This is a genomic window from Micromonospora sp. NPDC048170 (genome assembly GCF_040652795.1).
Classification (GTDB): Bacteria; Actinomycetota; Actinomycetes; order Mycobacteriales; family Micromonosporaceae; genus Micromonospora.
In genome coordinates this window covers 1-26655 of sequence record NZ_JBEZMR010000026.1, presented here as the reverse complement: position 1 = coordinate 26655, position 26655 = coordinate 1, and the positions used below count along the sequence as shown (strand labels likewise).

General features: G+C 73.2%; 24 protein-coding genes. 1 reads left to right on the top strand and 23 read right to left on the bottom strand.

The features are described from left to right. Nucleotides 1-210: 210 nt before the first annotated feature. The 3 genes from aroQ to AB0D32_RS25385 form a co-directional block, all read right to left on the bottom strand. Nucleotides 211-642 (bottom strand): type II 3-dehydroquinate dehydratase, encoded by a 432-nt coding sequence (gene aroQ, locus AB0D32_RS25395; RefSeq protein WP_357095112.1) that lies wholly within the window; start codon nucleotides 640-642, stop codon nucleotides 211-213. Next, nucleotides 639-1715 (bottom strand): 3-dehydroquinate synthase, encoded by a 1077-nt coding sequence (gene aroB / locus AB0D32_RS25390; protein ID WP_357095109.1) that lies wholly within the window; start codon nucleotides 1713-1715, stop codon nucleotides 639-641. Before aroB ends, aroQ begins: the two co-directional genes overlap by 4 nt. 128 nt (nucleotides 1716-1843) lie before the next feature. Then, nucleotides 1844-2809, bottom strand: coding sequence for a YafY family protein (locus tag AB0D32_RS25385; RefSeq protein WP_357095105.1), 966 nt, complete (start codon nucleotides 2807-2809; stop codon nucleotides 1844-1846). A gap of 80 nt (nucleotides 2810-2889) precedes the next feature. Here AB0D32_RS25385 and AB0D32_RS25380 point away from each other — a divergent pair, with 80 nt between their 5' ends. Beyond that, entirely contained in the window at nucleotides 2890-3618 is a 729-nt protein-coding gene (locus tag AB0D32_RS25380; protein WP_357095102.1) for an alpha/beta hydrolase, read from the top strand. An 84-nt stretch (nucleotides 3619-3702) separates the two neighbouring features. Here the strand turns inward: AB0D32_RS25380 and AB0D32_RS25375 are convergent, their stop codons facing one another. The 20 genes from AB0D32_RS25375 to AB0D32_RS25280 form a co-directional block, all read right to left on the bottom strand. Beyond that, nucleotides 3703-4206 carry a shikimate kinase gene (locus AB0D32_RS25375; RefSeq protein ID WP_357095097.1) on the bottom strand — a complete coding sequence of 168 codons (504 nt, stop codon included), beginning with the start codon at nucleotides 4204-4206 and terminating at the stop codon, nucleotides 3703-3705. Nucleotides 4207-4240: 34 nt separating this feature from the next. Further along, on the bottom strand, nucleotides 4241-5419 hold the full coding sequence (aroC, locus tag AB0D32_RS25370; protein WP_357095094.1) for a chorismate synthase: 1179 nt from the start codon (nucleotides 5417-5419) through the stop codon (nucleotides 4241-4243). 130 nt (nucleotides 5420-5549) lie between these two features. After that, entirely contained in the window at nucleotides 5550-6206 is a 657-nt protein-coding gene (locus tag AB0D32_RS25365; RefSeq protein WP_357095091.1) for a class I SAM-dependent methyltransferase, read from the bottom strand. Nucleotides 6207-6269: 63 nt separating this feature from the next. Next, nucleotides 6270-7190: a glycosyltransferase family 2 protein gene (locus AB0D32_RS25360; RefSeq protein ID WP_357095089.1), complete on the bottom strand. Its 921-nt coding sequence runs from the start codon at nucleotides 7188-7190 to the stop codon at nucleotides 6270-6272. Next, nucleotides 7187-7759, bottom strand: coding sequence for a glycosyltransferase (locus AB0D32_RS25355; protein ID WP_357095294.1), 573 nt, complete (start codon nucleotides 7757-7759; stop codon nucleotides 7187-7189). Before AB0D32_RS25355 ends, AB0D32_RS25360 begins: the two co-directional genes overlap by 4 nt. A 116-nt stretch (nucleotides 7760-7875) precedes the next feature. Further along, a complete protein-coding gene (locus AB0D32_RS25350; protein WP_357095086.1) occupies nucleotides 7876-8358 on the bottom strand; it encodes a UDP-N-acetylglucosamine--LPS N-acetylglucosamine transferase in 483 nt (160 codons plus the stop codon). Nucleotides 8359-8582: 224 nt separating this feature from the next. Then, nucleotides 8583-9845, bottom strand: a complete 1263-nt coding sequence (locus AB0D32_RS25345) for a hypothetical protein (protein ID WP_357095083.1) — start codon at nucleotides 9843-9845, stop codon at nucleotides 8583-8585. Then, nucleotides 9842-10744, bottom strand: coding sequence for a sulfotransferase domain-containing protein (locus AB0D32_RS25340; RefSeq protein WP_357095291.1), 903 nt, complete (start codon nucleotides 10742-10744; stop codon nucleotides 9842-9844). Before AB0D32_RS25340 ends, AB0D32_RS25345 begins: the two co-directional genes overlap by 4 nt. Before the next feature lie 8 nt (nucleotides 10745-10752). After that, the gene (locus tag AB0D32_RS25335) at nucleotides 10753-12288 is read right to left on the bottom strand and encodes a lipopolysaccharide biosynthesis protein (RefSeq protein WP_357095288.1); all 1536 of its coding nucleotides are present in this window, start codon (nucleotides 12286-12288) and stop codon (nucleotides 10753-10755) included. Between the two features lie 89 nt (nucleotides 12289-12377). After that, on the bottom strand, nucleotides 12378-13748 hold the full coding sequence (locus AB0D32_RS25330) for an O-antigen ligase family protein (RefSeq protein WP_357095080.1): 1371 nt from the start codon (nucleotides 13746-13748) through the stop codon (nucleotides 12378-12380). Further along, nucleotides 13745-15361 (bottom strand): lipopolysaccharide biosynthesis protein, encoded by a 1617-nt coding sequence (locus AB0D32_RS25325; protein WP_357095077.1) that lies wholly within the window; start codon nucleotides 15359-15361, stop codon nucleotides 13745-13747. The genes AB0D32_RS25330 and AB0D32_RS25325 overlap by 4 nt, the downstream gene beginning before the upstream one ends. Before the next feature lie 153 nt (nucleotides 15362-15514). Then, nucleotides 15515-17446, bottom strand: coding sequence for a hypothetical protein (locus AB0D32_RS25320; RefSeq protein WP_357095285.1), 1932 nt, complete (start codon nucleotides 17444-17446; stop codon nucleotides 15515-15517). Nucleotides 17447-17666: 220 nt separating this feature from the next. Continuing rightward, nucleotides 17667-19361 carry a glycosyl hydrolase gene (locus tag AB0D32_RS25315; protein ID WP_357095074.1) on the bottom strand — a complete coding sequence of 565 codons (1695 nt, stop codon included), beginning with the start codon at nucleotides 19359-19361 and terminating at the stop codon, nucleotides 17667-17669. A gap of 152 nt (nucleotides 19362-19513) precedes the next feature. Continuing rightward, nucleotides 19514-20338: a shikimate dehydrogenase gene (locus AB0D32_RS25310; protein ID WP_357095071.1), complete on the bottom strand. Its 825-nt coding sequence runs from the start codon at nucleotides 20336-20338 to the stop codon at nucleotides 19514-19516. Then, complete coding sequence (gene mltG / locus AB0D32_RS25305) at nucleotides 20338-21540, bottom strand: endolytic transglycosylase MltG (RefSeq protein WP_357095068.1); 1203 nt, start codon at nucleotides 21538-21540, stop codon at nucleotides 20338-20340. The genes AB0D32_RS25310 and mltG overlap by 1 nt, the downstream gene beginning before the upstream one ends. Beyond that, nucleotides 21537-21998, bottom strand: coding sequence for a Holliday junction resolvase RuvX (ruvX, locus tag AB0D32_RS25300; RefSeq protein ID WP_357095065.1), 462 nt, complete (start codon nucleotides 21996-21998; stop codon nucleotides 21537-21539). The genes mltG and ruvX overlap by 4 nt, the downstream gene beginning before the upstream one ends. 73 nt (nucleotides 21999-22071) lie before the next feature. After that, the gene (gene alaS / locus AB0D32_RS25295; protein WP_357095062.1) at nucleotides 22072-24750 is read right to left on the bottom strand and encodes an alanine--tRNA ligase; all 2679 of its coding nucleotides are present in this window, start codon (nucleotides 24748-24750) and stop codon (nucleotides 22072-22074) included. Beyond that, nucleotides 24747-25052 carry a hypothetical protein gene (locus AB0D32_RS25290; protein ID WP_357095059.1) on the bottom strand — a complete coding sequence of 102 codons (306 nt, stop codon included), beginning with the start codon at nucleotides 25050-25052 and terminating at the stop codon, nucleotides 24747-24749. The genes alaS and AB0D32_RS25290 overlap by 4 nt, the downstream gene beginning before the upstream one ends. 26 nt (nucleotides 25053-25078) lie before the next feature. Beyond that, nucleotides 25079-25540 (bottom strand): DUF948 domain-containing protein, encoded by a 462-nt coding sequence (locus tag AB0D32_RS25285; RefSeq protein ID WP_089000990.1) that lies wholly within the window; start codon nucleotides 25538-25540, stop codon nucleotides 25079-25081. 151 nt (nucleotides 25541-25691) lie between these two features. After that, nucleotides 25692-26315: a hypothetical protein gene (locus AB0D32_RS25280; protein WP_357095283.1), complete on the bottom strand. Its 624-nt coding sequence runs from the start codon at nucleotides 26313-26315 to the stop codon at nucleotides 25692-25694. Between the last annotated feature and the right edge of the window lie 340 nt (nucleotides 26316-26655).

The window sequence follows — 26655 nt, the reverse complement described above, 5'->3', positions numbered from 1 at the left end:
CAGGGTCACGTCTCCGCATCGTCGGCGGCCGGTCGCCGACAGGGAAGGCCCAGGTCAGGCCGCTGGTGCGGATATGGATGCAGAGCAAAGCGTCCGAGAGGCAGGGAGCGAAAGCCGGAAGGCCAGTGACGGGCAGTAACGGAATCGAATATCACTCAGTGTCACGGTAAGCGGATACGCCGCCGACGGCAGGGGGGCGGGGGCGGCCCGTCAGCGGCTTTGGGCGGCCAGATGGTGCAGGGCCAGGCGGTAGCCGTCGACGCCGAGGCCGCAGATCACCCCGGTCGCCACCGCCGACACCACGGAGTGGTGCCGGAACTCCTCGCGGGCGTGGATGTTGGAGATGTGCACCTCGACCAGCGGCCCGCGCAGCATGGCGCAGGCGTCGCGGACCGCGTAGGAGTAGTGCGACCAGGCGGCGGGGTTGAGCACCACGGCCGCGCCCTCGTCGGCGGCGGTGTGCAGCCAGCCCAGCAGCTCGTGCTCGGCATCGGTCTGTCGGACCGTCACGTCCAGGCCGAGTTCCCGCCCGGTCGACTCGCAGAGCGTCACCAGGTCCGCGTAGCTGGTCGCGCCGTAGACGTCCGGCTGTCGGGTGCCGAGCCGGCCGAGGTTCGGACCGTTGAGCACGTATACCCTCATGCGGCCACCTCGCGGTAGGCCGCCTCCAGCAACGCGTCGTCCGGGCCCTCGAGGATCGCCGGCCGGGCGAGCCCGTCCAGCACCACGAAACGCAGCTGGCTGCCCCGGGCCTTCTTGTCCACCCGCATCGTGGCGAGCAGTCCCGGCCAGGCCTCGGCCGGGTAGCTGGTGGGCAGGCCGAGCGCCGACATGGTCGTACGGTGCCGCTCGGCGGTGGAGACGTCCAGCCGGCCGGCCAGCCGGGCCAGCTCACCTGCGTAGACGACACCGACCGCAACCGCGTGGCCGTGCCGCCAGCGGTAGCCCTCCGCCTTCTCGATGGCGTGGGCCAGGGTGTGGCCGTAGTTGAGCACCTCCCGCACACCCGACTCCCGCAGGTCGCCCGAGACCACGTCCGCCTTCACCCGGATCGCCCGCTCGATCAGCTCGCGGGTCACGGGGCCGGTCGGGTCGGTGGCCGCGGCCGGGTCCCGTTCCACCAGGTCGAGGATCACCGGGTCGGCGATGAAGCCGCACTTGACCACCTCGGCCAGGCCCGCGGCGAGGTCCGCCTGCGGAAGGCTGTCCAGCGTGGCCAGGTCGGCGAGGACGCCGGTCGGCGGGTGGAACGCCCCGACCAGGTTCTTGCCGGTGGCGGTGTTGATCCCGGTCTTGCCACCCACGGCCGCGTCGACCATGCCCAGCAGCGAGGTCGCCACCGGCACCCAGCGCACCCCGCGCAGCCAGCAGGCCGCGACGAAGCCGGCCAGGTCGGTCACCGCGCCGCCGCCGACACCCACCACCGCGTCGGTACGGGTGAAACCGGCCTCGCCCAGCCGATCCCAGCAGGTCGCCGCGACGTCGACGTGCTTGCCCGCCTCGGCGTCCGGCACCTCGATCAGCAGCGGCGCGACACCTGCCGCGCGCAGCCGGCCGCCGATCGCGTCGGCCAGTTCCCTGAGTGGGCGCGCGTGCAGCACCGCCACCCGGGTCGCGTCCGGCAGCAGCCCGGGCAGCGCGTCGAGCAGGTCGCGTCCCACCAGCACGTCGTACGGGCGCTCGCCGCCGACCGGGATCCGGGTCACCTCGTCCATCGCCGGCAGCCTAGCCCAGCCGCCCGATCCCGGGCGGGAACTGTCCACTCCGTGGCCGGCCGGCTATGTCGAAGGCCTACACCTCGGCGATCCCCGTACGGCACGGGCTCACGGCTCAGGCAACAGGATCATCCGGATGTCCGCGTGGCCCAGCCGGCCAGCCGGCGGGCATGCTCGGCGACTTCGTGGCGCAGGGCGTCCGGGCGCAGGACGGTGAACGGCCAGCCCAGCCCGGCGAGCAGCTGGGCCATTCCGTCCAGGTTCTCCGCGCGGGCGCGCAGCAGCACGCCGTCGGCGGTCGCGGTCAGCTCGGCCATGCTCGGCGGGACGCGGCGGCGGGCGGCGACCAGGTCCGTCTCCAGCAGCACCTCGACGTCGTGGGCGTACGGGGCGCGGGCCAGCGACCGGGCCACCTGGGCCACCGGGTCGAAGCCGTCGGGCACGGTGAAGGTCTCCTCCCTTGGCTGCACCTGCCCGATCCGGTCCAGCCGAAACGTGCGCAGCTCCCCACGCAGGTGGTCGTGGCCGGTGACGTACCACCGGCCGGCGTGGAAGACCAGCCCGTACGGGTCGAGCTCGCGGCGGGTCACCGCGCCGGAGAAGGAACGGTGCTCCAGGCGCACCCGGCGCCGGTGCCGGGTGGCGGCGCCGAGGGTCAGCAGCGTCCCGGTCGCCGGCCGGGCCTGCGACGCGGACGGGCGCAGGGTGAAACCAAGGTGCTCCTGCACTGCGGCGAGGCGGTCACCCAACGTGGGCGGGAGCACCCGGCGGATCTTGGCCAGCGCGGTCGCGGTCGCCGGTTCCTCGGTGCCCAGCCCGAGCCGCTCGGCGGCGACCAGACCGAGCAGCACGGCGACTGCCTCGTCGTCGGTGAGCATCAGCGGCGGCAGCTTGTAGCCGGGACGCAGCCGGTAGCCGCCGTGGCGGCCACGCTCGGCAGTCACCGGAATGCCCAGCTCCGCCAGGGTCGCCGCGTAGCGGCGCACGGTGCGCCCGTCGACCCCGAGCCGCTGCGCCAGCTCCGCCCCGGTGAGCCGGTGGTGGCTCTGGAGCAGTTCGAGCATGCCGAGCACCCGGGCAGCGGGATGTGACACGGAGCACTCCTGAAAAGCGGGCGGAAAGCGTCCTGATTCGATCGTACGGTAGCCCGGACGACAAGAGAGGGAGGTCGCAGATGGCGACGTTCGTGCTGGTACCGGGCTTCTGGCTGGGCAGCTGGGCATGGCGTGAGGTGACCGCGGCGCTGCGCGGGCAGGGTCACGAGGTCCACCCGGTGACGTTGACCGGCGTGGCCGAGCGCGCCCACCTCGCCGGCCCCGAGGTGGGCCTGGAGACGCACACCACCGACATCGTCCGGTTGATCGAGGTGGAGGACCTGCACGACGTGGTGCTGGTGGGGCACTCCGGCGGCGGACTGCCGGTGACCCAGGCGGCGGACCGTGTCCCGGACCGGATCGCCCGGGTGGTCTACGTGGAGAGCGGGCCGCTGCCGGACGGCATGTCGCAGTTCGACAGCAACCCGCCGCAGGAGCAGGAGCGGCTGCGCGTCGCGATCGGCGACGGACACCTGCTGCCGCCGCCCGCGTTCGACCCGGTGGCGGACCCGGAGAACCTGGCCGGGCTGGATCCCGCCGCGCTCGCGCTGCTGCGGCGGCGCGCCACCGCCCACCCGCTGCGCGCCGCCACCGACCCGGTGCGCCGCACCGGTGGGCGCGCGGTGCCGACGGCGCTGGTGGCCAGCACCTTCCCGCTCGAGGTGATCGAGGGCATGATCGCGCAGGGCCACCCGTTCTTCGCCGGGCTGGCCGGCGGCCAGCTCCACACGCTGCCCGCCGGGCACTGGCCGATGCTCAGCGAGCCGAAGGGCCTCACCGACGTGCTCGACCGCATCGCCCGGAGCTGACGGCCGGCGGGGGTGGGGCGTGCCCGCCCAGCGCCGCGTCCCACCCCCGGCTCAACGCTTCAGCGGCGCGGGCGGGCGGGCGGCTCAGCGCTTCAGCAGCGAGGCGACCTCGGCGACGATCTCGGCCGGTGACCGTCCGTCGGTGACGACCGTCGCGGTCGCCACCTCGGTGTAGAGCGGACGGCGCTGGTCCAGCAGATGCTTCAGCGTCGCCCGGGGGTTGATCGCCAGCAGCGGACGGCCCGCCCCGAGCCCGACCCGCTTCACCGCGTCGGGCAACTCGACGGAGAGGTACACCACGCGGTGCCCGACCAGGGCGGCGCGGTTCTCCTCGGCGAGGATCGCGCCGCCGCCGAGGGCGAGCACGCCCCCGCACGAGGCCAGCCCCGCCGCCACCGCCGCCCGTTCGAGGGTACGGAAGTGCTCCTCGCCCTCGTCGATGAAGATCTCGGGGATCGGCTTGCCCGCCTGCCGCACGATGTCCAGGTCGGTGTCGCGGAACTCCACGCCGAGCAGCTCCGCCAGCGCGAGCCCGACCGTGGTCTTGCCGGAGCCGGGCGCCCCGACCAGCACGCAGACCGGCGCCATCAGCGGCACCGCCGACCGGCCGCGCGTCCCGCGTTCACCGGATCACCAGCGCGTCGAGGTAGCCCGCCAGGTTGCGGCGGATCTCGGCGACCGAGTCGCCGCCGAACTTCTCGGTGGCGGCCTCGGCCAGCACCAGCGCCACCATCGCCTCGGCGACGACGGCGGCGGCGGGTACGGCGCAGACGTCCGAGCGCTGGTTGATCGCGGTGGCCGGCTCGCCGGTGGTGACGTCCACCGTCGCCAGGGCCCGGTTCAGCGACGAGATCGGCTTCATCGCGGCCTTCACCCGCAGCGGCTCGCCGGTGGTGATGCCGCCCTCCAGCCCGCCGGCCCGGTCGGTGACCCGACGCACGCCGGTGGCGGTGGGGATGATCTCGTCGTGCGCCTCGGAGCCTCGGGAGCGCGCCTGCTGCCAGCCGTCCCCGATCTCCACCCCCTTGATGGCCTGGATCGACATCAGCGCGGTGGCGAGCCGGGCGTCGAGCTTGCGGTCCCACTGCACGTGGCTGCCCAGGCCCGGGGGCACCCCGTACGCCAGCACCTCGACCACGCCACCCAGGGTGTCGGCGGCCTTCTTCGCGGCGTCGACCTCGGCGACCATCCGGGCGCTGGCCTCGGGGTCGAGGCAGCGCAGCGGGTCGGCGTCGATACGCGCGGCGTCCTCGGGCGTCGGGCGCAGCCCGGGCTTGGCGGCGACCGGGCCCAACTCCACCACGTGGGAGACGATCTCGATGCCGAGGGCCTGCCGGACCAGCGCCTTGGCGACCGTGCCGACGGCGACCCGGGCGGCGGTCTCCCGCGCGCTGGCCCGTTCCAGGATCGGCCGGGCGTCGGTGTGGCCGTACTTCTGCATGCCGGCCAGGTCGGCGTGGCCGGGACGGGGGCGGGTGAGCGGCGCGTTGCGGGCCTGGCGGGCCAGCTCCTCCTCGTCGACCGGGTCGGCGGCCATGACGGTGCGCCACTTGGGCCACTCGGAGTTGCCGACGCGGATCGCGACCGGGCTGCCGAGCGTCACCCCGTGCCGGAGCCCGCCGATGATCTCGACCTCGTCCTGCTCGAACGACATCCGCGCGCCCCGGCCGTAGCCGAGCCGGCGCCGGGCCAGCTCACCGGCGATCTCCCCGGTGGTCACCTCGACGCCGGCGGGCACGCCCTCCAGCATCGCGACGAGGGCGGGACCGTGCGATTCCCCTGCAGTCAACCAGCGCAACACAGCGGTCAGTCTGTCACGCCCGGTGTCCGCCGCCGTACGGTGCCCGCCGCGTCCCGCCCTGCGGACGCCCGCACGACTCCGCGGGACCGCTCGCCGGAGAGTCGGGGCGGATCCGATCCGGCATGCCCGTTCAGGGTTTGCGGATCGCGATGATCGATTTGGTCAGGCCCAGCAGACGCTCGCTACGGATGGTGGCGTCCGGGAAGAGGTACCGGAGCTCGGCGCGACCGATGAGTTCGGTCGTCAGGACCTGCCTCATGGCCGCCTCGTAGGACTTGCCCGGGGTGTAGGCGAGCGGCCACTTGCGGGCCACCACCACCCGCGCCGACACCGGCAGGAACTGCATTCCCGGGGCCACCCAGTGCGGCTCGATCGGGAAGTACCGGTACGGCGTCTGCACCCAGTACGCGCGCCCCAACTCGCGGACCGCCTCCGCCATCCGCTGACGACGCTCGTGGCCGCCCACATGCTCCAGGACGCTGTTGCTGAAGACGAGGTCATAGCGACGGCTCAGGATGCTCTTCGGAAGTTCGCAGGCGTCGGCGTGGTCGGCCTCGGCCCAGTCCGGCAGCTCCGTGGGCAACGGCTCCAGGTTGACCACGTGCACGTGCGCCGGCCGGACGGGCACCCGGGCCCAGCTCTCCACCCGTCCGCCCAGGTCGAGGACACTCATGTCAGCCAGGTCCGGGAACGTGTCCGACAGCCAGGCCGCACGCTGCGCCCGCCTTTTCGCGCCGAGCGAGGTCGGCGAGTCGACGAGACGGAACCTGAGCGAGTGGAGCGCCATGGAATGGAATCCTTCGATCGTTGATGGTGTCGTCGCAGGGGCGGTACGTCGTCTCCGGCAGGGTCAGATGCCCCGGCCGCGCTTGTGCAGGGTGCGCAGCACCGCGTCGGCGCGGACCACCCGCCCGGCCACGGCGATGGCCAGGTACGCCCGCGGCTCGCGCGGGTTGCGCCGGATGGTGTGCCGGGCCCAGCGCATCGCGCCCCGCCGGTCGCCGGACGCGGCCCGGGCGAAGGCGATCTGCCCGGTGACCCGCGCCTCACCGGCGGGCTGGGTGCCGAACTCGGGGTAGCGCTTCAACAGCCACTGCAACGCCTCGGAGATCGTGTCCCAGCGCTGCGCGAAGTAGGACCGCTTGTGCCAGCGCACCAGCACGTACGGCGTGCGCAGGTTGACCAGCGGCGCGCTGCGGGCGGCCCGGAGCAGGAACTCGTAGTCCTCCGCGTAGCTGCCCGGGATCTCCTCGTCGACCAGCCCGAACCCGTCGCGCAGCGCGGCGGCGCGGATCAGGAAGGTCGACGGGTGCAGCTCCGTCATCCGGTCCCGCAGCAGGTCGGCCAGGGTGACCGAGTCCTTCGACAGCACCCGGTCGACGGTGTGCCCGTCGTAGCTGACCCGGATGCCGCAGCTGACGAACTCCGCGTCGGGGTGGGCGGCGAGCGCCTCGACCTGGGCCCGCAGCTTGCCGGGCAGCCACTCGTCGTCGTCGTCGCAGAACGCGACGAGCTCGCCGGTGGCGGCCAGGACACCGCAGTTACGGGCGCCGGCCAGGCCGGGTGCGCGCTCGTTGCGGATCACCCGGACCAGCCGGTCCGGGCGGGACAGCTCGGCCAGCGAAGCGTCCGGCTCGGACTGGTCGTACACCACCACCACCTCGATCGTGCCGGGGTGGTCCTGGTCGAGGATGGCGCGCACGGCGGCCCGGAGCAGCTCCGGACGGTCCCGGGTGGGCACCACCACACTCACGCTCGGGTGTTCGGTCATCGCCGCTCTCCGTTCCGGTCCGGCCGTGCCCACGGCCGCCACCTCGTCCGCTGCCGCCGTCCGGTCGACGCGGCCACCAGGTCCTCCACGATCCGCCCCACCTGCTCGACCGCCGCGCGGCGCGCCTCGGACGCCTCCGGGTCGGCCGCGACGGCGAACCGGGACGGGTCGGCGAGGCCGGCGGCGAGCGCCGCGAACAGCGCCTCCCGGGTCTCGGCCAACGCCACCATGCCGGCCGCGCCCAGGCGGCGGGCGAACAACTGCTGGTGGTCGTCGACGTGCTCGCCCCGGGCCGGGTCCCGGGGGACGACGATCGGCAGGTGACCGTGCCGGCGGGCCTCCAGGATGGTGGCCGGGCCGCCGTGGCAGACCACCAGGTCGGCCTCGGCCATCGCGGTCTGGAGCTCGTCGTGGCCGAGGAAGGCCACCGCCCCGGGCACCCCGGGGGCCCGGGTGTGTCCGTGCTGGACGGTCAGCCCGACGCCCTCGGCGAGGGCGGGGTGCCACTCCTCCAGCCAGCCGACCAGGCGGTCGAACGGGTGCTTGTCGGTGCCGACGGCGACCAGCAGCCGGGCCCGGGCGAGGTCGCCGGGGTCGCGCGGGCGGGGCGCCCGGTTGGCGGGCGCCGGGCGGGGGCGGCCGGGGGCGACCCGGTGCGCGGGGGCGGTTCCGGTGCTCTCGGCGCTCACAACAGGGTCCCCACGACGGTGGCCTCCGGGTACTGCCGGCGCTGCTCGTCCCACTGCACGAGCATCGCGGAGAGGAACGGCCGGCAGAGCCGGGCGGTCAGGGTCGGGGTGTCGATGCGGTCGTACACCTCGATGTAGACGGTCGGTACGCGCCGCAGCCGGGCCAGCACCACGAACGGGACGGCCACCCCGGCGCCGGTGGTCACCACCGCGGCGACCCGGCGCGACCGCAGCACCCGCCAGGCGAGGACGGCGTTACGCAGCAGGTTCGGCACGTTACGGGTGGTCGGGTGGTGCGCCGGGACCAGTTCCTCGCCCGCGAGCAGCGAGAGTGCCTCGGGTGTGTCGAAGGTGACCCAGCACCGCCGCCAGCGTTCGTACCACGGGCGAAGGGCGAGCAGTTGGGCCAGGTGGCCGCCGCTGGAGCCCACCAGGAGCAGGACCCCGGGCTCCCCGGCGTCCTCGGTCGTCTTTCCCACGCGACTCCCCACAAGTCCGCTTGGATGTTCGGTGGCCGCCACCCGACAGCAGATCACACGTCCTCCGGCCCTGAAATAGGGCGACCGGACGACAGCCGATCTCCGTAGGTGGCGGATCGGGCACGCCGTGTCGACCATCGTCACCGACGATCGTCACGACCTGGAGCTTCCGCGTCACCCTCCGGAGTCGACGGTGGACCGTCGGCTCCGGTGGTTTCGGTGGATCAGCCGCTATGTCGTTTCTCGATGACGTCCAGCAGGGCGGGATGCAGCGCGCCGTTCCAGCCCGCGCCGGCGGCGGCGAGCCGCCAGGTGCGCAGCCACATCTCCAGCAGGTACGCGTCGGCCACCAGCCGCCGGGCCGCCGGCCCGAGCCCCAGCTCGGCGCCGTACCGGTCGAGGTGGGCGTCGACCGCCCGCGCCGCCGCCGGAGCCGGCTCGCCCCGTAGCACCAGGGCCCGCTGGAACGCGTCGTGCGCCAGATCGAAGCCGAGCGGCACGTCCGGCCCGCTGTGCTCCCAGTCCCAGGCGACGAGGCGGCCGGCGTGCACGCCGAGGTTCCAGGGCACCCAGTCGCCGTGCCAGTGCCCGAACTCGACGGCCGTGTCGCCGTGCCGGCCGGTAAGGGCGGCCACGGCGGCGACCGCCCGGGCCCCGTCCGGCACTCCGGCGGCGGCACGGCCGGCCTCGGCGGCGAGCCGGGCCAGGAACCCCGAGGCGGCCAGGGGCCGCGGGGACGCCGGCGGGCGCCCCCGGCGGGCCACCGCCAGCAGCGCCGCGATGCGGGGCGGTTCGCCGACCGGCACCCCACGCACGGTCGGCGGCAGCGGCTCGACCAGCGCGACCGCCTGCCCGTCGGCGGTCGTCTCGGCGAGCAGTCGGGGCGCCGCCGGGTGGTCGGGCGTGCCGGCCACCGTGGGCAGCTCGCGCAGGGCCGCCGCCTCGGTGGTCACCAACGCCCGGGTGGCCGCGTTCCAGCCGATCTTCGCGTAGCCGAGGGCCCGACCGTCCGGGGCGAACAGTTGCAGGGTGGGCTTGTGGTTCGGGTCCGGCGGTCGGACCCCGCAGGCCGCGTGGACCGACGCCTCGCCGAGCGCGGCGCCCAGCCGCCCGGCCAGCAGCGCCTCGTCGGCCGCGACGCCCTCGGGCAGCGACACGGTCAGCCGGGGGAACGGAGTCAGGTCGACCGCGCCGACCCGCGCCAGCACGCCGAGCACGGCCCGCACCGCCCGCACCTTCGGCGGGCGCAACGCGTTGTACGCCAGCAGCGAGGCGGCCGTGGCCCGGGGCGCGCCCAGCGGCAGCAGGAACCGTGCCCGGTCGAGCGACGGAACGACCGCGTACCGGGCGACGGCGTGGTGCCCGGGCGGCGGCGGACCGCCGACGGTCAGCACGATCCGCTCGTCGCCGAACACGGCCCGGGTGACCCAGCCCAGCCCGTCGGTCCGCGACCGGGGGTCGGCGGCGACGACGGCCCCCGCCGTCACGGGGCCTGGTCCGGCCAGTCGAGCTCCAACCCCAGCCGCTGCCGCAACGCCTCGTTGTACGGGCGGTAGTACTCGGTCAACTCGGCACGCACGGCCGGCTCCAGCGGTGCCGAACGGCGGTCGTTGTAGACCTTGAAGTCGGGCAGGTCGTGCGGGGGCAGGCCGAGGAAGTCCAGCGTGCGGCGATAGGTCGACCGGGCGTCGCGGTAGAGGTCCTCGCTGGGCAGGAAGAGGATCTGCTCCCGGTCGAACCGCTCCAGCCACGGCTCCAGGTGCTCCAGGTAGCGGCCCCGGGCCCGGTAGGTGTACCAGTCGTACGGCTCGCTGAAGTGCTCCGGCTCGGCGATCAGCCGTTCCCGCTCCCCCGCCGTCCGCTCCGGCTCGGCGGCCAGCGCGGCGGCGAAGTCGAGCGGCTCGATGCCGTGCGTCCGCCGCTCCTTCCAGTGCGAGTACGCCCGCTCCACCGGGTCGCGCAGCAGCACGATCAGCCGCACCGAGGGCATCAGCCCGGCGACCCGCTGCGCCGCGAGGGGGTGGAACATGTACAGCGGCGCCGCCTCGCCGACCCGTACCGGCCCGCCGTGCCGCTTCTCCAGCGCCTCCCGCTGGCGCTGCGTCGGAAAGTGCGACCGGTACCAGGCCTCGCCATGCCGCCAGTGCTCCTCGAAGTAGTGCGAGGACTTGGTGTTCCAGGCCGGGAAGAGCCGGGGCACCAGCGGATGCTGGATGAGGTAGTTCCACAGCGAGGTGGTGCCGCCCCGCTTGGTGCCGATGATGAGGAAGTCCGGCAGCGGTCGCCGGTCGCTGGTCCGCACCCCGTAGCCGACGAGTGACTCCCGCACCCGGTCTGTCACCTGGGTCGGTACGAGCTGCTTCACCCGATCACGCAACGCCGACACGACGGACCTCACCTGCCCTTCTCCTGCGGCGGAACGGACCCGGTGGGAGCCGGGACCGCCTCCCCCCGCGCACGGATCTGCTTCATGTTCACCCGGATGCGGCGTCGTACCCGAGGCAACGTCAACAAGCCGACGCAGCCGGCGGCCAGTACGGCCACCGCCACCAGCAACCCGGGGATGCCCCGGCCACCCACCAGCACGCCGACCCCGGCGGCGGTGCCCACACCCGCGACGGTGGCGACCGCGACCCGCAGCATCGCCGCGTCGACCATCGGATGGCCCACCACGAGACGCGCGAACGCCACGGCCAGCAGGTTCTCCGTGACGATCCCGGCGGACCAGGCCACCGCCGCGCCCGTGGCCCCGTGACCGGGAATCAGCACCAACCCGAGGGAGACGGTGACCAGCAGCCCGGCGAGCGCGGCGACCAGGTGCAGCCCGCTGCGCCCGCCCATCAGCAGCAGGCTCTGCACGTTGCCCACCCCGGTGCTCACGAGCATGGCCAGGGCGAGCACGGTCATCGCGGTGGCGCCGGCCGTGAAGCCGGACCCGAACAGCTCGAGGAAGGCCAGCCCGAAGACAGCGAGCAGCAGGTACACCGGCCAGGACAGCGCGAGCCCCCAGCTGGCCAACTGCCTGTGCACGGCAGCCGCCGCGTCCGGCCGGCCCTGCCCGAGCAGCCGGGACAGTTGGGGCGACACCGCCACGCGCAACCCCTGCACGGCGAGTTGGCCGGCGAGGACGTACCGGCCGACGGCGCCGAACACACCGGCCTCGGCCTGCCCGGCGAGCAACGAGGTGAGCAGCACCCCGACCCACACGGCGCCCGCGTCGATCGCCGCCGACGCGGCACGCGGCAACGCGAACCGCCAGAAGGTCGACCAGTCGGCCCGCCGCGTACGCAGCGTCGCCTGCCGGCCGAGACCGAGCGGGCCGGCGACCAGCACCAGGGTGAGCAGCACGGCCACCAGCGCCGGCACGAACCAGCCCGTCAGGCCGGCCAGCAGCCCCCCACCGGCCAGCACCGCGGCGCCGACCAGCACCGGCCGCGCCACGGGCAGCAGGACGGACTGCACCGCCACGTACGCCCGGATCGACCGTACGCAGCGCAGGGCCGCGAGCAGCAGCGTCATCGCCACGACGACCGGTACCGCGGCGAAGCTGACCGTCAGCAGGGCCCTGGCGTCGGTCTCCGGCCCGTCCAGCAGTCGAGGCGCGAGCGCGCCGGCGGCGGCCATGCCACCGGCGGCGACGGCGAGCGCGGCGGCCATCGGAGGAAGCATGGCCACCGGGAGGATCCGGGCGGCGTCCCCGTCGGGCCCGAGGCGGCGCCGGGGCAGTGCCCAGATCAGTCCCGTCTCGGCCCCCAGCACGCAGATGGCAGCGGCGACCGTGACCACGCCGATCACCGCGAAGAACGCGCCGGAGCCCTCGGTGCCGTAGCTGCGGGTGATCACGACCACCAGCAGGAAGCCGAACAGCCCGTTGACAGCCGCACCGAGCAGCCCCGCGATCCCGCTACGGACGCCGCGGCGGGATTCCACCGCCGCGGTGGTGGCCTCGGTGCCGGGGCTCGCCCCGGCAGGGGACGGCGGGCTCCCCGGCGCACCCGTCGGGTGGCGGGTGGTGGCGCTCACCCGGCCACCGCCTCGGGGTCCGCGGTCCGGCGGGGGCCGGTGGGCGGTGGCGGGGCGGTCTCCCGCTCCACGAGCGCCATCGTGAAGGCGACCGCGAAGAACGCGACGGCGAGGTTCGGGCTGGCCATGCCGTAGAACGGAATCTGCACGAAGCACACCACCGGCACCACCGCGAGCCACTGCCCCGCCGCCGACCGTGCCCGCGCGCACACCACGGCCGCGATCCCGAACCAGGCGAGGAAGAACACCAGGGCGGGCACGCCGTGGCTGAACAGGACCATCCACAGCTGCCCCTGGGTGCCGACGGGCGCCTGCGCCGTGAGGGTGTCCGCGCTGACCGGAGCACCGTAGCCGAGCCACGGCGACTCGCTGATCCGCCGGATGACCTCCGCGTAGAGCGAGAGCCGGTCGCTGTTCGTGTCACTGGCCTCGACACGGTTGCCGATGAGTTCGGCGATCGGGATGAAGAAGGTGGCGATGCCACCGATGAGCAGCACTCCGACGACCGAGGCGCCCACCCGGACGTTGCCCCGCCGGGCGGCCCGCAGCCCCAGCACCACCAGGCCGGCCCCGAGGCTCGCGAACATCACCCGGTTCAGGGTGAGGAACGCCGGTGCCAGCGACAGCGGCAGCGACACCAGCAGCGCCCAGCGCAGCACCCCGCTGCGGCGCAACATGGTGAACGCGACCACACACGGCAGGGTCATCGCGTAGGCGCTGCCGTAGTTGTTGGTGTACGGGAAGGGCGCCGCCGGTCGGTAGATCGGGTTGAGCGACCGGGCGCTGAACTCGGCAGCGGTGACGTGCACCAGGTCCTGGATGTAGGAGTTGCCCGCGATCCCGCCGGGGAGCAGTATCTCCACCGGGGTCGTCAGCGCGAACTTCGGCGCCAGCACACCCAGCCAGCCCAACGCGACCAGCCCGAACCAGAACAGGCAGAGCGGCACCAGCACGGTGGCCAGATCGCCGCGTTCCCGCGTGACGACGTACACGTAGACCCCGACCACCAGGGCGGTCACGTAGAAGCCCAGCCGCAGGCCGAACATGACCAGCGCGCCCGCATCGGGCAACTGGGTGGCGCTGAGCATGACCAGGGCCAGGAAGAGCAGCCACACGCCGGCGCCCGGCGGCAACGGAACCCGGCCCCGCACGAGCAGCAGCGCCAGCAGCACCGCCCCCAGCAGCGACCAGCCCAGGTAGAACGCGCCAGCCGCCCACCAGAGCGGCACCAGCCCGAACATCACGGCCAGCGGCCAGACCGGCAGCAGGGGAGGTGGCGGGGACGGGGGCGGCGGTGGCCCGACCGCCGCGGGGACTTCGTCGGCCGGGTCGTTGACGGACGGGGCCCGGGTGAGGGGCACCGTCACCCCCGCCCACTGCGGGTCAGGACGAAGCCCAGCGTGGTCACCCCTGCGGCGCGCAGGCGCTCCGCGAGGCGGCGCAGGTCGTCCTGTCCGGTGCGGTCCTGTTCGACCACGACGACGGCGGTGCCCTGGCGGGCCGCCGCGACACCGCGCTCGTCCGCCTCGGCCGGCGGGGCGTTGAACAGCACGAGTCCCTTCGCCGCCCGCTGCCGCCAGGTGCCGAAGCGGACCCCGCCGGCACCCACCACGACCTCGTCGCTGGTGTCCTTGACCGTGCTCTTCCCGCTGGCGAGAGCGTCCGCTCCCAACCGCGGCAGGGTCAGGGTGGCGTCCGCGTCGGCCTGCGGGCGGGGCGTGGCGGGGTACGGGGAGGGGCGGCGGACGTTGATCTGCTGGGTGATGTCGTCGACGGAGGGCGCGGCGCCACCCGGCCTGGGCATCGGGACGACCGGGCGGGCCGGGTTCGCCGCCGCCGGCAGCCGCCCCCGGTCGGCCAGCACCGCCGCCTGCAACCGGTCCAGGCGGCCGCTGTCGTCCGCGACGTAGACGTCCCGACCCGTCGCGGCGAGGGCCACCGCCAGACCGGCGGTGATCGCGGTCTGGTCCTCCCGCGTGGTGAGCAGCGCCACCCGGGCAGGCTCCCGCACCCGCTCGGCGATCGCCATCGCCACGTACCGGATGTCGGCGTCCACGGCCTGGCCCCGGCCACGGAAGCGCCGGCCCCGCACCGTGCCGAGCAGGGGAAGACCGGTGGCGTCCCGGCCGTCGTTCACCGAGCGGACCCGCCGGTCCATCGACTCCCACGCGTACGCCAGCACCACGCCGAGCAGGACGCCGCCGAGCAGACCGGCGAGCACGTAGAGCAGCCCCTGCCCGCCGGAGGTGACCAGCGCCCGTTCCGCGGTCTGGGTGACCCAGCCCGGGTTGACGTCCACCGCCGCGATCTCCGTACGCGCCGAGTTCAGCTGCGTCAGCTGGTTGTTGACCCCGGCGAGTTCGGCCAACGCGGCGTCGAGCGCGCCCTCCCGGGCGTTGGCCACCCGCTTCTGCAGCCCCGTCCGCTGCTCGGCGACCTTCGTGATGCTCTCGTCGTACGAGCGCAGCATCTCCTCGCGCTGCTTCTCGTACATCGCCCGGCGCACGTCGAGGTAGGCCTGGGCAGCGGCGTTGACGCTCTTCACCGCCTCCTCGGCGGAGCGCGCCGTGTAGGAGAAGCGAAGGATCTGCCCGCCTGCGGGCACCTCCACGTCGAGGGCGTCCCGGATGTCGCGTTGGTCCTGTCCGTTGGCCTCGGCGAGCCGCTGCACGACGTCGGTGCCGGAGGCGATGCCGCTCTCCACGTTCATGTTCACGGCACGGTCAGCGGCGGCGCCGCTGGGCGTGAAGGCGTCGGTGACCACCGGGCGGACCGCCACCACGGCGCTCGCGGTGACCGTGCCGGGGACGAGGAGGACGTACCCGAGCGCGGCAACCATGCCGGCCGCGGCGACCGCCGCCACCAGCCGGATCCGGTGCAACGGCACCCGCATCAGGTCCGTCAGGGTGACGGTGCGGGCCGGCACACCCCCGCCACCGGACGCGTCGGCGGGCCAGGAGCCGGGAGATGCATCAGTCATGGAGATTCACCGTCTGTCGGGTCAATCGCTACGGGGTGTCGCGGGCGCCGGACACCGCGGACGGCCCCCTCTTCGACGTCGCGGGCCGGCGACGAGAATCGCCACCGGCCCGACGTGGACAATCTACCGACTGCCCTTACGAACGGTAAACCGTCACTGCACCGAGAAGAACGTGCGCGGCGTCGACCAGGCCAGCTCGGCACTGGCGGGCGCGATCACCGTGCTCCCCGCACCGTCGACCGCCGGGGCGGCCGTCGGGTCGAAGGGCACGCTGCGCAGGGTGCCGTCGGTGCCGCCGTACACTACCTTGCCGCCGACCCAGGCCATGCCCCGCACCGTCGACCACGTGACGCCGGTGGTGGGCAGGGTGAACTCGGTGGCGCCGAGGTAGTTGCCGTCGATCTCGAAGTACCGGTAGTAGAGGGCGTTGGCGCCGCTGCGGGTGTAGTAGAGCCGGCCGTCGAGGAAGAACGCGCCGGTCATGGCGGCGGCGTTGAACCAGTCGTTGTAGCCGGACGACTCCCAGGGCACGCCGACGGCGCCGCCGTTGAACATCGAGATGTCGAGCCGGCTGCCGGTGGGGGTGCCGGCGACGGTGTGCGCCCAGTAGATCCGGTCGCTCACCCGCCAGGTCGCGCCGGCGTCGGTGTAGTTCGGCTGGCTGACCGTGGTCGGAGCACCGACGCCCGTGCCGTCGAACGGCACCTTCGCCAACTGGCCCTCCCCCGTGCCGAGGTAGAGGTTGCCGGTGGTCTGCGTCGGCGGGTTCTTCGGAGTGAAGGTACGCCCGCCGGCCAGCGGGAACATGCCCAGACGGCCGTGGTACTCGTTGCCCATCCCGTCGGAGTTGTGCCCGAAGTAGAGCCCGTCGCTGCCCCGCCACAGCACCGGCACCTGCGAGCCCCACGTGCTGGTGCCGGGCGGCATGGACGCGCTGCCCCGCCGACCCGGGTTCCAGGCCACCGGCATACCGGTGGCCGGGGTGACGGCGGCGATGCCGAGCCGGTCGACCGCGCCGGGGCCGGCCGCGTCGCTGGCGTTGGGGTTGTTCAGCCAGCGGAAGTGCCCGCCGAGGTAGATGACGTTGTCGGCGACCTCGATGGAGGTGATGGTGTCGTTGCCGGTGTAGTCGACCCAGGTCCCGAGCTGCCCGGTGCCCCGGGCCGCCGTCTCGAACCGCACGAGCGCGTCGCAGTACGCGGCCGGCCAGCCGGCGCCGCCGTTGGTGCCGACGACGAACCAGCTGCCGTCGCCGCCGAACTTGACGTCCTGCACGTAGTGGACGAACGTCGCCGGCGCCGCGCACGGCGCGACGAACTTCTCGCTGCTCCAGTCGATCACGCTCGGGGTGCCGGTGAGGTCGACAAGCGCCATCTGGTTGCGGGACAGGCCGTTGACCTGGGTGAAGTTGCCACCGGCGACGAGGGTGTTCCCGTCCGGGGCGACGTCGATGGTCCACGCGTACGAGCTGGTGTCGTGCCGCCCGACGGTGGCGTTGACGTTGAAGGTCGGGTCGATCGCGCCCGTGCTCGCGTTGAGCCGCGCGAGGCCGGAGTGCGCGGTGCCGTTGACCCAGTTGAACGCGCCGGCCAGGTAGAGCCAGTTGCCGTGCAGCACCATGTCGCGGATCATGCCGCCGTCGGAGCGGCCGACCCAGCTGTCGACGATCGCGCCCGTGGCGGGGTCGAGCGCCACCAGGTTCTTGCGCGAGACACCGTTGACGTTCTTGAAGGTGCCGCCCACGATCAGCGTGCCGCCCGGCCCGGCGACCAGCGAGTTGACCGCGCCGTCCAGCACCGGCAGGAAGCTGGTCGAGATCGTGCCGGTGGTGCGGTCGTACGCGAAGAGGTAGCGCTGGGTGGTCCACGCCGCGCTGGCGGTCTGCCGGATCTGGGTGAAGCTGCCACCGACGAACACCATCGAGCCGACCTGCGCGAAGGCGCGGGTCTCACCGTCCCTGGCGTGCGGGGTGGTGTCGGCCGGGTTGGCCGAGACCAGGGTCGCCGGTTCGGGAGCCGGCACCACGGCGGCGGAAGTCCTGGTGGGAACGACCAGCACGGCGGCGGCGGTCACGAGTGCGACCACCCCCGCCCGGGTGCGGAGTCCGGCGGATCGCCGAGAGAGCGGGATGTCGGGCACGCTACGCCTCCATGTCGGGAGAGAACCCGGGTAGCGTGCCCGGTCGATCGTGCTCGGCGATATCCACCGATTGGTCGGTCACTGCATCAGCAACATGACAGTGCGCACAGCGAGTCGGATGTCCGACTCGACCCGTCACGGTGCGTACAAGTGTGAACGCCGGGTGTCAGCGGGCGCCCCCGGTGGGTTGCCGCAGGTAGCTGTCGCGCCCAGCCTTGGCGAACCCGGCCACCGACGCGGCGTCATGGTTCATGGTCATGTCACAGGTGCTGGACCGACGGGTCACTCCCGGCGAGTTGAAGTAGATGGCGGCCTTGATCTTCGGGTGCGCCTTCAGCGCCGCCGGGAACTCCTCGAACCAGCGCCGCTTCGCGTTCGGGTCGGCCGCGTCGAAGTTGGTGCCGAACTCCGCGAGCATCCGCGGCTTGCCGGCCCCGACGCGGTGCTCGTCCAGCCACCGGTAGAAACCGCCGATCGTGGCGGCCGGGCTCTTCCAGACCTTGCTGCCGGTGCAGACGTGGAAGTTGTACGGGTCGTAGCCCACCCAGTCGACGTACCGGTCGCCGGGATAGAGGCCGGCGTACCGGTCGTAGTGGCCGGACCAGCCCATCATCGTCCAGACCCAGACCGCGTTGTGGGCGCCCGCCGCGGCGAACCGGTCGTGCACGTGCCGCCAGGCGCGGACGAAGTCGGCGTCACTGCCCTTGGCGGGCTCGTCCTCCGGCTCGTGGTCGAAGCCCATGAACACCGGCACACCCGTGTCACGGATCCGGCCGGCGACCGCGTCGATGGTGGCGTCGTACCGGCCACTGTAGACGTCCTGCCAGGTCAGCACCGTGCCGGAGGAGAAGATCCGCGACTCCCAGGCGAAGAACATCAGTCGCCCCTCGCTCATCTGCTGCCGCTGGTAGGCGTCCGGGAAGGCGCCGTTGCTGCCGGCGTTGGAGAAGTCGTGATAGCGGTGCACGACGTCGAACTTCCGCCCGACCTGCGCCTCCACCTCGGCGACCGCGGCGCCGTGGTCCCACCCGTCGCCGGGGCCGGTCGGGGTGTACATCCCCCACCAGGCACCGCAGGAGGGCACGAGCCGGCCCGACACCTCGCCGCACCGCCCCTTCCCGTCGGAGGGGCTCGGCGTCGGACTCGGGGAGGTACGGGTGGGGCTGGGCGTCGGTCTCGGCGTGGGGCTCGGCGCGAGCGTCCGGCTCGGCGACGGCGCGGCGCTGGTCACCACCGGCGTCGGCCGGGTGCCGACGTCGTAGCTGAGCTCCAGGCGCGGACGCAGGTCGGGGTTGCGGTTCTCCGTCGACGCCCAGTAGACCCTGGTCTCCAGGCCCGTCTGTGCCAGCGAGACCGTCCAGGTGCCGTTGCCCTTCACCAGGGCCGAGACGTCCCACTCGTTGAAGCCCTGCGCCACCGAGGAGACGCTGTCCAGGGCCGCCCCCGGCAGCGCCGGCGTCGGCCGTGCCGCGTCGGCGTCCACCGGGGAGGCGTGCGCGGTCACCGTCGCCGGAAACTTCTGCCACGCGTGCACCCGCAGCCGGGCCCGCACGTTGACCGCCGTCGCCGGCAGGGTGGTCACGGCGAACCGGATGACCGCCTCCCGGTTGCCCCGGGGATTGCCGTCGCAGCGGACGGAGCAGGTCGCCAGCGTCGTCTTCGCGCCGTTGTCCCCGTCCTGCGCCACCATGGTCGCCGTGGTGTCCGCGATCGCCCGGATCGACAGGTCGTCGGCGGCCAGCAGCGGCATCGTGGTGGCCACGATGCCGGCCACCACCGTGGCGCCGGCCACGCCGAGAACGACGGCCTTGCGGCGTGGACCGGGGTTCCGGGTGAGGCGATGCAGTCCGTGCCTACTCAAGGAACACTCCCTGTGTGTCGGGCGGTGACGGTCAGCAGCGTAACCACGGCCACGGCGTGACGTGGGGACGACAGCCGGACCTAAGCGCGTCTTAACCGTCGCCTAAGGATGCCCTGGACGACCACAGGGGATGCTCCCGTCCCCGGCCTGTTTCAGGCGGTGCGCGAGGCGGCCAGCGCGGCGGCCATCGCGGCCCGGGGCGCGGCGACGCCGGTGAAGTGCTCGAACTGGCCCACCGCCTGGGCCAGGAGCAGGTCGAGCCCGGAGACGATCCGGCAGCCGGCGGCCTGGGCCGACGCGGCGAGCGGCGTCGGCCACGGATCGTAGAGCGCGTCGAAGAGCACCGAGCCGGGCCGCCAGGCGGCCGTCGCGGCGAGCGGGTCGGCGCCCCCCTTCGGCACGGTCGAGATCACCACGTCGGCGGCGAGGTGGGTCGCCGCGTCGTCCCACACCGCCGCGCCCATCGGCACGTCGACCGCGCGGGCCACCGGGCGCAGCTCCTCGGCTGCCGCCGCTCGGCGGGCCACCACGGTCACCGCACGGGCGCCGAGCTGGCCGGCGGCGGCCACCGCCGCCCGGGCGGTGCCGCCCGCGCCCAGCACGGTCACCGTCGCGCCGGGGCGCACCCCGGCGTCGGTGAGCACCTCGACCATGCCGACGACGTCGGTGTTGTCGGCGTACCAGGAGCCGTCCGGACGGCGTACCAGCGTGTTGGCGGCGCCGACGGCGGCGGCGACCGGCGAGACCTCGGCGGCCACCGCGAGCGCCGCCTCCTTGCCGGGCATCGTGACCGACAGCCCGGCCCACTCCGGGCCGAGGCCGGCGACCACGTCCGGCAGCTCCGCCGCCGCGCACTCGATGCGGGTGTACGACCACCCCGTCAGCCCCGCCGCCGCGTAGCCGGCGTGGTGGATCATCGGGGAGAGGGAGTGCGCGATCGGCTTGCCGAGCACTCCCGCCCGCCGTAGGGCTGCCATCAGATGACCCCGGCCTCCCGTGCCTTGACCTTGTTCCGCTCGTGCTGCTGGATCGTCTCGGCGAAGGCGGAGTGCCCCTCCTTGTCGATCGCCACGAAGAAGAGCCACTTGCCGGGCGGCGGGTCCATCGCGCCCTCCATGGCCTCCTTGCCCGGGTTGTTGATCGGCGTGGGCACCAGGCCGCGCAGCTTGCGGCTGTACGGGTTCTTGGTGTCGAGCAACTCCTCCTCGGTCATCTGCCCGGACGTCTTGGTCTTCTGCCCGGTCAGCTCCAGGTAGTAGTTGACCGTGACGTCCATCTCCAGGCAGTTGCACGGGAACTCGCCGAACACCCGGTTGTAGGCGACCCGGGCGACCTTGCCCAGGTCGTCCTTGTTACCCGCCTCGGCCTGGGCCAGCGACGCGACGATCAGCGCCTCGTACGGGCTGATGCCGCCGCGCTCCTTCTGCACCCGGTCGGCGAACTGCATCTCCTGCGTCACGCTGAGGAAGTTCTCGACCATCAGGTCGATGATCGTCTCGGCGGTCGCCTTCGGCGGGATCTCGTAGGTGTCCGGGTAGAGGAAGCCCTCGATCGACGGCTTGACCTTCTTGCCGTCGGTGCGCTTGAACCACCAGTCCGGTACGCCCCGCGCCAGCGGGTCCTTCGCCGCCTCCTCGAAGTCCTTCACCGGGATCTTGGTCTCGTCGGAGAGCAGCTTGTAGACGTTCTTCGCCGTCCGGCCCTCCGGGATGGTGACCCCGTTGACGATCCGGTTCTTCAGGTCGAGCATCGCGGTGACCGCGCTCTCCCCGCTCATCTGCTTGCGCAGCTTGTAGGTGCCCGGCTGGATGTTCTTGCTGCGGGCGTTCGCCTCGGCGGCCTCGACGAACGCCTTGGCGCTCTTCACCACGTCGACGGCGACCAGCGCGTTGGCCATGTCGACGATCAGCGCACCCTGCTTGATCTCGACTGTCACCTCGCCGCTGCCCGCGCCGTCGTAGTCGGGGGTGACGAAGTAGCCCTGGATCCGGTCGAAGCCGTAGAAGGCGCCGCCACCGATCCCGCCCAGCAGGACCAGGGCGAGCAGCAGGGCGAGAACCGTCTTGCCCCGCCCACCACCGCCCGAGCCGCCCTTGCGCTTACGCACGGCGCCGCGCCGGTGCTTGCCCTTCTCCCCCCGGTCCTGTTCGTCGAACCCGAGGTCCAGATCGTCGATCATCGCGTCCGCCTCCGCTGCGCTTCCAGCCAGCTCTGCAGAATCTCCACCGCGGCGGCCTGGTCGACCACCGCCCGTTGCCGTCTCCCCCGGACACCACGCTCGGCAAGCCTACGAGACGCCACGACCGTGGACATCCTCTCGTCGGTGAGCGCTACCGGAACGGGCGCTATTACATCGGCCAGTCGGCCAGCGTACGCCTTCACGTGTACGGCCGCGGGCCCGTGCCTGCCGGCGAGATCGACCGGAAGGCCGACGACGACCTCCACGGCCTCATGCTCGGCCACCAGCGCCTTGAGCGCGGCGATGTCGGCCGGCACCGCGTCCGGCGCCGCGCCGAGGTCGCGGGCGAGGGTCACCAGCGGGGTGGCCAGCACACCGTGCGGGTCCGAGCGGGAGACTCCCACCCGCACCTGCCCGACGTCCACCCCGAGCCGGACGCCCCGGGACAACTCACTCACGCTTGACAACTCCCCCTGGAACGGCGAACCAGGGCGGACCGTGCGGGTCCGCCCTGGTCGCTGCGGTCACGCATCACGCCTCGGCGATCGCCTTCTCGACTGTGAGGAGCAGCTTCGGTGCCTCCGCCGCCGGCAGGCCGCCGCCCTGAGCCAGGTCGGGACTGCCCCCTCCGCGCCCGGAGAAGGCGGCCTTGACCAGGTCCGACGCGGCCAGGCCCCGGCTGCGGGCGGCCGGGTTCACCGCGACGACCAGCGACGCCTTGCCGTTGGCCCGGGCCGCCACCGCGACGACCGCCGGGCGCGCCGGGTCGATCTTGCCACGGATCTCCTGGGCGAGGGTCCGCACGTCGTTGCCGGCTGCGCCCTCCGGCGCCTCGGTGCCCACGTACGCGACCCCGTGCACGTCCTTCGCCCGTGCGGCGAGCGCCGCCGCACCGCCGAGCACCAGCTGGGCCCGCAGCTTCTCCAACTCCTTCTCGGCGTCGCGCAGCTGCGTCACGGTCTGCTCGACCCGGTCGGCGACCTGATCGTTGGGCACCCGGTACAGCTCGGCGAGGCGGGACACCAGCAGGTGCTCGCGGGCCAGGAAGTTGAAGGCGTCCATGCCGACCAGGGCCTCGACCCGGCGCACCCCGGAGCCGATCGACGACTCGTTGAGGATCTTCACCAGGCCGAGCTGGCCGGAGCGGGCGACGTGCGTGCCGCCGCACAACTCCCGGGCGTAGTCGCCGACCTCGACGACCCGCACCTCCTCGCCGTACTTCTCGCCGAACAGCGCCATCGCGCCGATCCGCCGCGCCTCCTCCAGCGAGGTGATGAAGGCGTGCACCTCCAGATCGGCGAGGAGCACCTCGTTGACCTGCTGCTCGACGTCACGCAGCACGCTCGGCGCCACCCCGGTCGGGGTGTTGAAGTCGAACCGCAGCCGACCCGGGGCGTTCAGCGAACCGGCCTGGGTGGCGGACTCGCCGAGGAAGTTCCGCATCGTCTGGTGCACCAGGTGCGTCGCTGTGTGCGACCGGGAGATGGCCCGCCGGCGGGTGGTGTCGATCTCGGCGTAGCCGGTCTCCCCCGCCCGCACCTCGCCCCGGAGCACCCGGGCGCGGTGCACGATCAGGCCGGGCACCGGCTGCTGCACGTCGAGCACCTCGACCTGGCCGCCGCCCACCGTGATCATGCCGAGGTCGGGCTGCTGCCCGCCGCCCTCGGCGTAGAAGGGGGTGGCGTCGAGCACCAGCTCGACGGTGTCACCCTCGACCGCCGCCTGGCGGGGGCCGTCGACGCCGAGCACCGCCCGCACCGTCGACTCCCGGGACACCTCGCCGTAGCCGGTGAACGTCACCGGGCCGCCCGAGTCGAGCACCGCCCGGTACGCCGACAGGTCGGTGTGCCCGGTCTTGCGCGCCTGGGCGTCGGCCTTGGCGCGGGCCCGCTGGTCGGCCATCAGCCGGCGGAAGCCCTCCGCGTCGACCGTCAGGCCCTGCTCGGCTGCGATCTCCAGGGTCAGGTCGATCGGGAAGCCGTACGTGTCGTGCAGCTGGAACGCCTTCTCACCGGAGAGCGCCCTGTTGCCGGCGGTCCGGGTCTCGGCGATCGCCGTGTCCAGGATCGTGGTCCCCGCCCGCAGCGTCGACAGGAACGCGTCCTCCTCCGCGTACGCGTAGTCGGCGATCCGGTCGAAGTCGGCGGCCAGCTCCGGGTACGACGGGGACATGCAGTCCCGCGCCACCGGCAGCAACTCGGGCAGCGCCCGCTCCTGCCAGCCGAGCAGCCGCACCGACCGGATCGCCCGCCGCATGATCCGGCGCAGCACGTAGCCGCGCCCCTCGTTGCCCGGGGTGACCCCGTCGCCGATCAGCATCAACGCGGTACGCACGTGGTCGGCGACCACCCGCAGCCGCACGTCGTCCGGGTGCGACTCGCTGGCGACCTGGCCCGAGTGGGCGCCGTAGCGCTTGCCGGTCAGCTCGGCGGCCTTGTCGAGGATCGGCCGGACCTCGTCGATCTCGTAGAGGTTGTCGACCCCTTGGAGGATGGACGCCATCCGCTCCAGGCCCATGCCGGTGTCGATGTTCCTGGCCGGCAGTTCACCGAGGATCGGGTAATCCTCCTTGCCGGTGCCCGGACCGCGCTCGAACTGCATGAAGACGAGGTTCCAGAACTCCATGTAGCGGTCCTCGTCGACCACCGGGCCGCCCTCGCGGCCGTAGGACGGACCCCGGTCGTAGAACAGCTCGGAGCTCGGGCCGCACGGGCCCGGGATGCCCATCGACCAGAAGTTGTCCGCCTTGCCCCGGCGCACGATCCGTTCGGTCGGCACGCCCACCGAACGCCAGATCTCGAACGCCTCGTCGTCGTCGAGGTAGACCGTCGGCCAGATTCGCTCCGGGTCCAGCCCGTAGCCGCCCTCGGCGACCGACTTGGTGACCAGGTCCCAGGCGAGCGGGATCGCCCCGTCCTTGAAGTAGTCACCGAAGGAGAAGTTGCCGTTCATCTGGAAGAACGTGCCGTGCCTGCTGGTCTTGCCGACCTCGTCGATGTCAGGCGTGCGGAGGCACTTCTGCACGCTGACCGCCCGCCGGTACGGCGGGGTCTGCTGCCCCGAGAAGTAGGGGACGAACTGCACCATGCCGGCGTTGACGAACAGCAGGTTCGGGTCACTGATGGCGGGCAGCGGAGCGGAGGGCACCACGGCGTGCCCGGTCGCCTCGAAATGGGCGAGGTACCGCCGCTTGATCTCCGCCGTCCTCACCGCTGGTGTTCCTCCGGAAAGATCTCTCGGTCGCCGATGCGCGGATCCTCCCGCAGCTCGGCGAACTGGTCGTCGAACGCCTCGCCCTGGGCGAACGCCTCGTGGATCTCCTGCTCGCGCTCGGCCATCGCGACCCGGACGTCCTCCACGAAGCTACGCAGCGACTCCGCCAGTCCGCCAGCGGATTCGGTCAACGAACTGGCGACGCCGGCCGGGGTGTACGCCTGCGCGGTGCGGGTGGCCTTGCGGACCACCACCACGCCGACGGCCAGCCCGATGCCGAGCCAGAACAACCGCCTCATTCCGAGTTCCTCCTGGTCGTACCGGGTCAGCGGTTGCCGCGCTTGGCGGCCCGACGCTGCTGCTTGATGGTGTCGCGCACCTCGCGCTCCGTCTCGGCGTGCCGGCGGGCGGAGGCAGCCTTGCGTACGCCGTAGCCGAAGGCCGCCACCTTGACCAACGGGTTGGCGGCGGCGGCGGAGACGACGGTCGCCAGGTTCGCGACGTTGGCGGTGACGTTCTGCGCGTGGCTGGTCATGGTGTCGACCTTGGCGAGCTGGAGGTTGACCCCGTCCAGGGAGGTCTGCACCTGCTCCAGGGCGGTGTTGACGTTCTTCACCGTGGTGTTCACGTCGCCGAGCAGCGGCGCGGTCCGGTCGTTGAGGTCGTTGATCATCCGAGTGGTGGCGTCCACGGTGTGCCGCAGCCGCAGGATGGGCAGCGTCAGGATCAACACCAGCATCGCGAACGCGATCGCCGCGATCAGCGCCGCGACCTCGAAAAAGCCCACGCCTGTCCTCCTCATGCCGAGTTCCGGGAACCCGACGTCCCCGAAACGCGCAACCGTCCTACCCACACCGCCGCTCGGCGACCCACGACGGGCCGGCGGGAACTGGCGGATCCGCCAGCCCCAGACCCTACCGTCCGTGATGGAAACCGGCTCAGGACGGTGAGGGTGTCGGGGTCGCGAGCGGATCCTCGCTGAGCGTCGGGAAGGGATCCTCGCCGGTGAGTGACGGATCGGTGGTGGGCTGGGGTCGGGTCCGCTCGTCGTCGATCGAGTTGCGGACCTTCACCGACACCAACGATCCGGAGCACTGCTCCGCAGCGGTCGCCGGGTCCGGCGACGGCACGACGGCCGGCTCCCCGTCCACGGGTGGCGGCACGCAGGCGGGCGGGCGCACCCAGAGGTCGAGGGTCAGCTCGTCCCGGCGCCAGCACGTGTAGCTCCCCGTCGTCGGTTGCTCGGGGCAGCGGGTCACCTTCCACGGCTGCCAGCCGTCGCCGGTCAGCGCCCGCTCGTAGACCTGTGCCGTCTCCTCCGGCGACCGCTCGGACGTGGCCGTGCGTTCGCGCAGCCGGCAGTCGAGCAGGCACCACCGGCTGCCGCTGACGTCGTCGACGGTCCCCACCGCCGCCCAGCCCGGCACGTCCAACTCGTCCAGGGTGTCGAAGACCGGATCCCGGCTGAGCGTACGAATGCCGAAGTAGAGCGGGATCGCGCCGAGCAGCACCACGCTGACCAGGGCGAGGATGCCCATCCGCAGCCGGCGCTGCTCGCGCATCCTGCGGCGCAGCTCGGATCGCGCGCCGCGCAGCCCGCCCGGGCCGGACGCGTCGTCGTCCGGTGCCGCCGGCTCCACGGGCCGGCGCAGCGCCGGCCCGTCGGACGGTCCGTCGACCGGTACGACCGCTGCGGCGGCCCGCGCCACCACCGGCTCGCCCGCGACTCCCGGCGGCGGCACCGGCGGGACACCCGACGGCTCCGGCCGCCCAGGCTCGCGGTGCGGCGGGAAGGCCCGCCCGGCCGCGCGGTCCTCGGGCCCGGGGCGGGGCGCCGGGGCGGCAACCCGGGCCACCCCGGGCTGCCCGACGGGGCCGGGTCGCGGTCCCGCGCCGGACGTC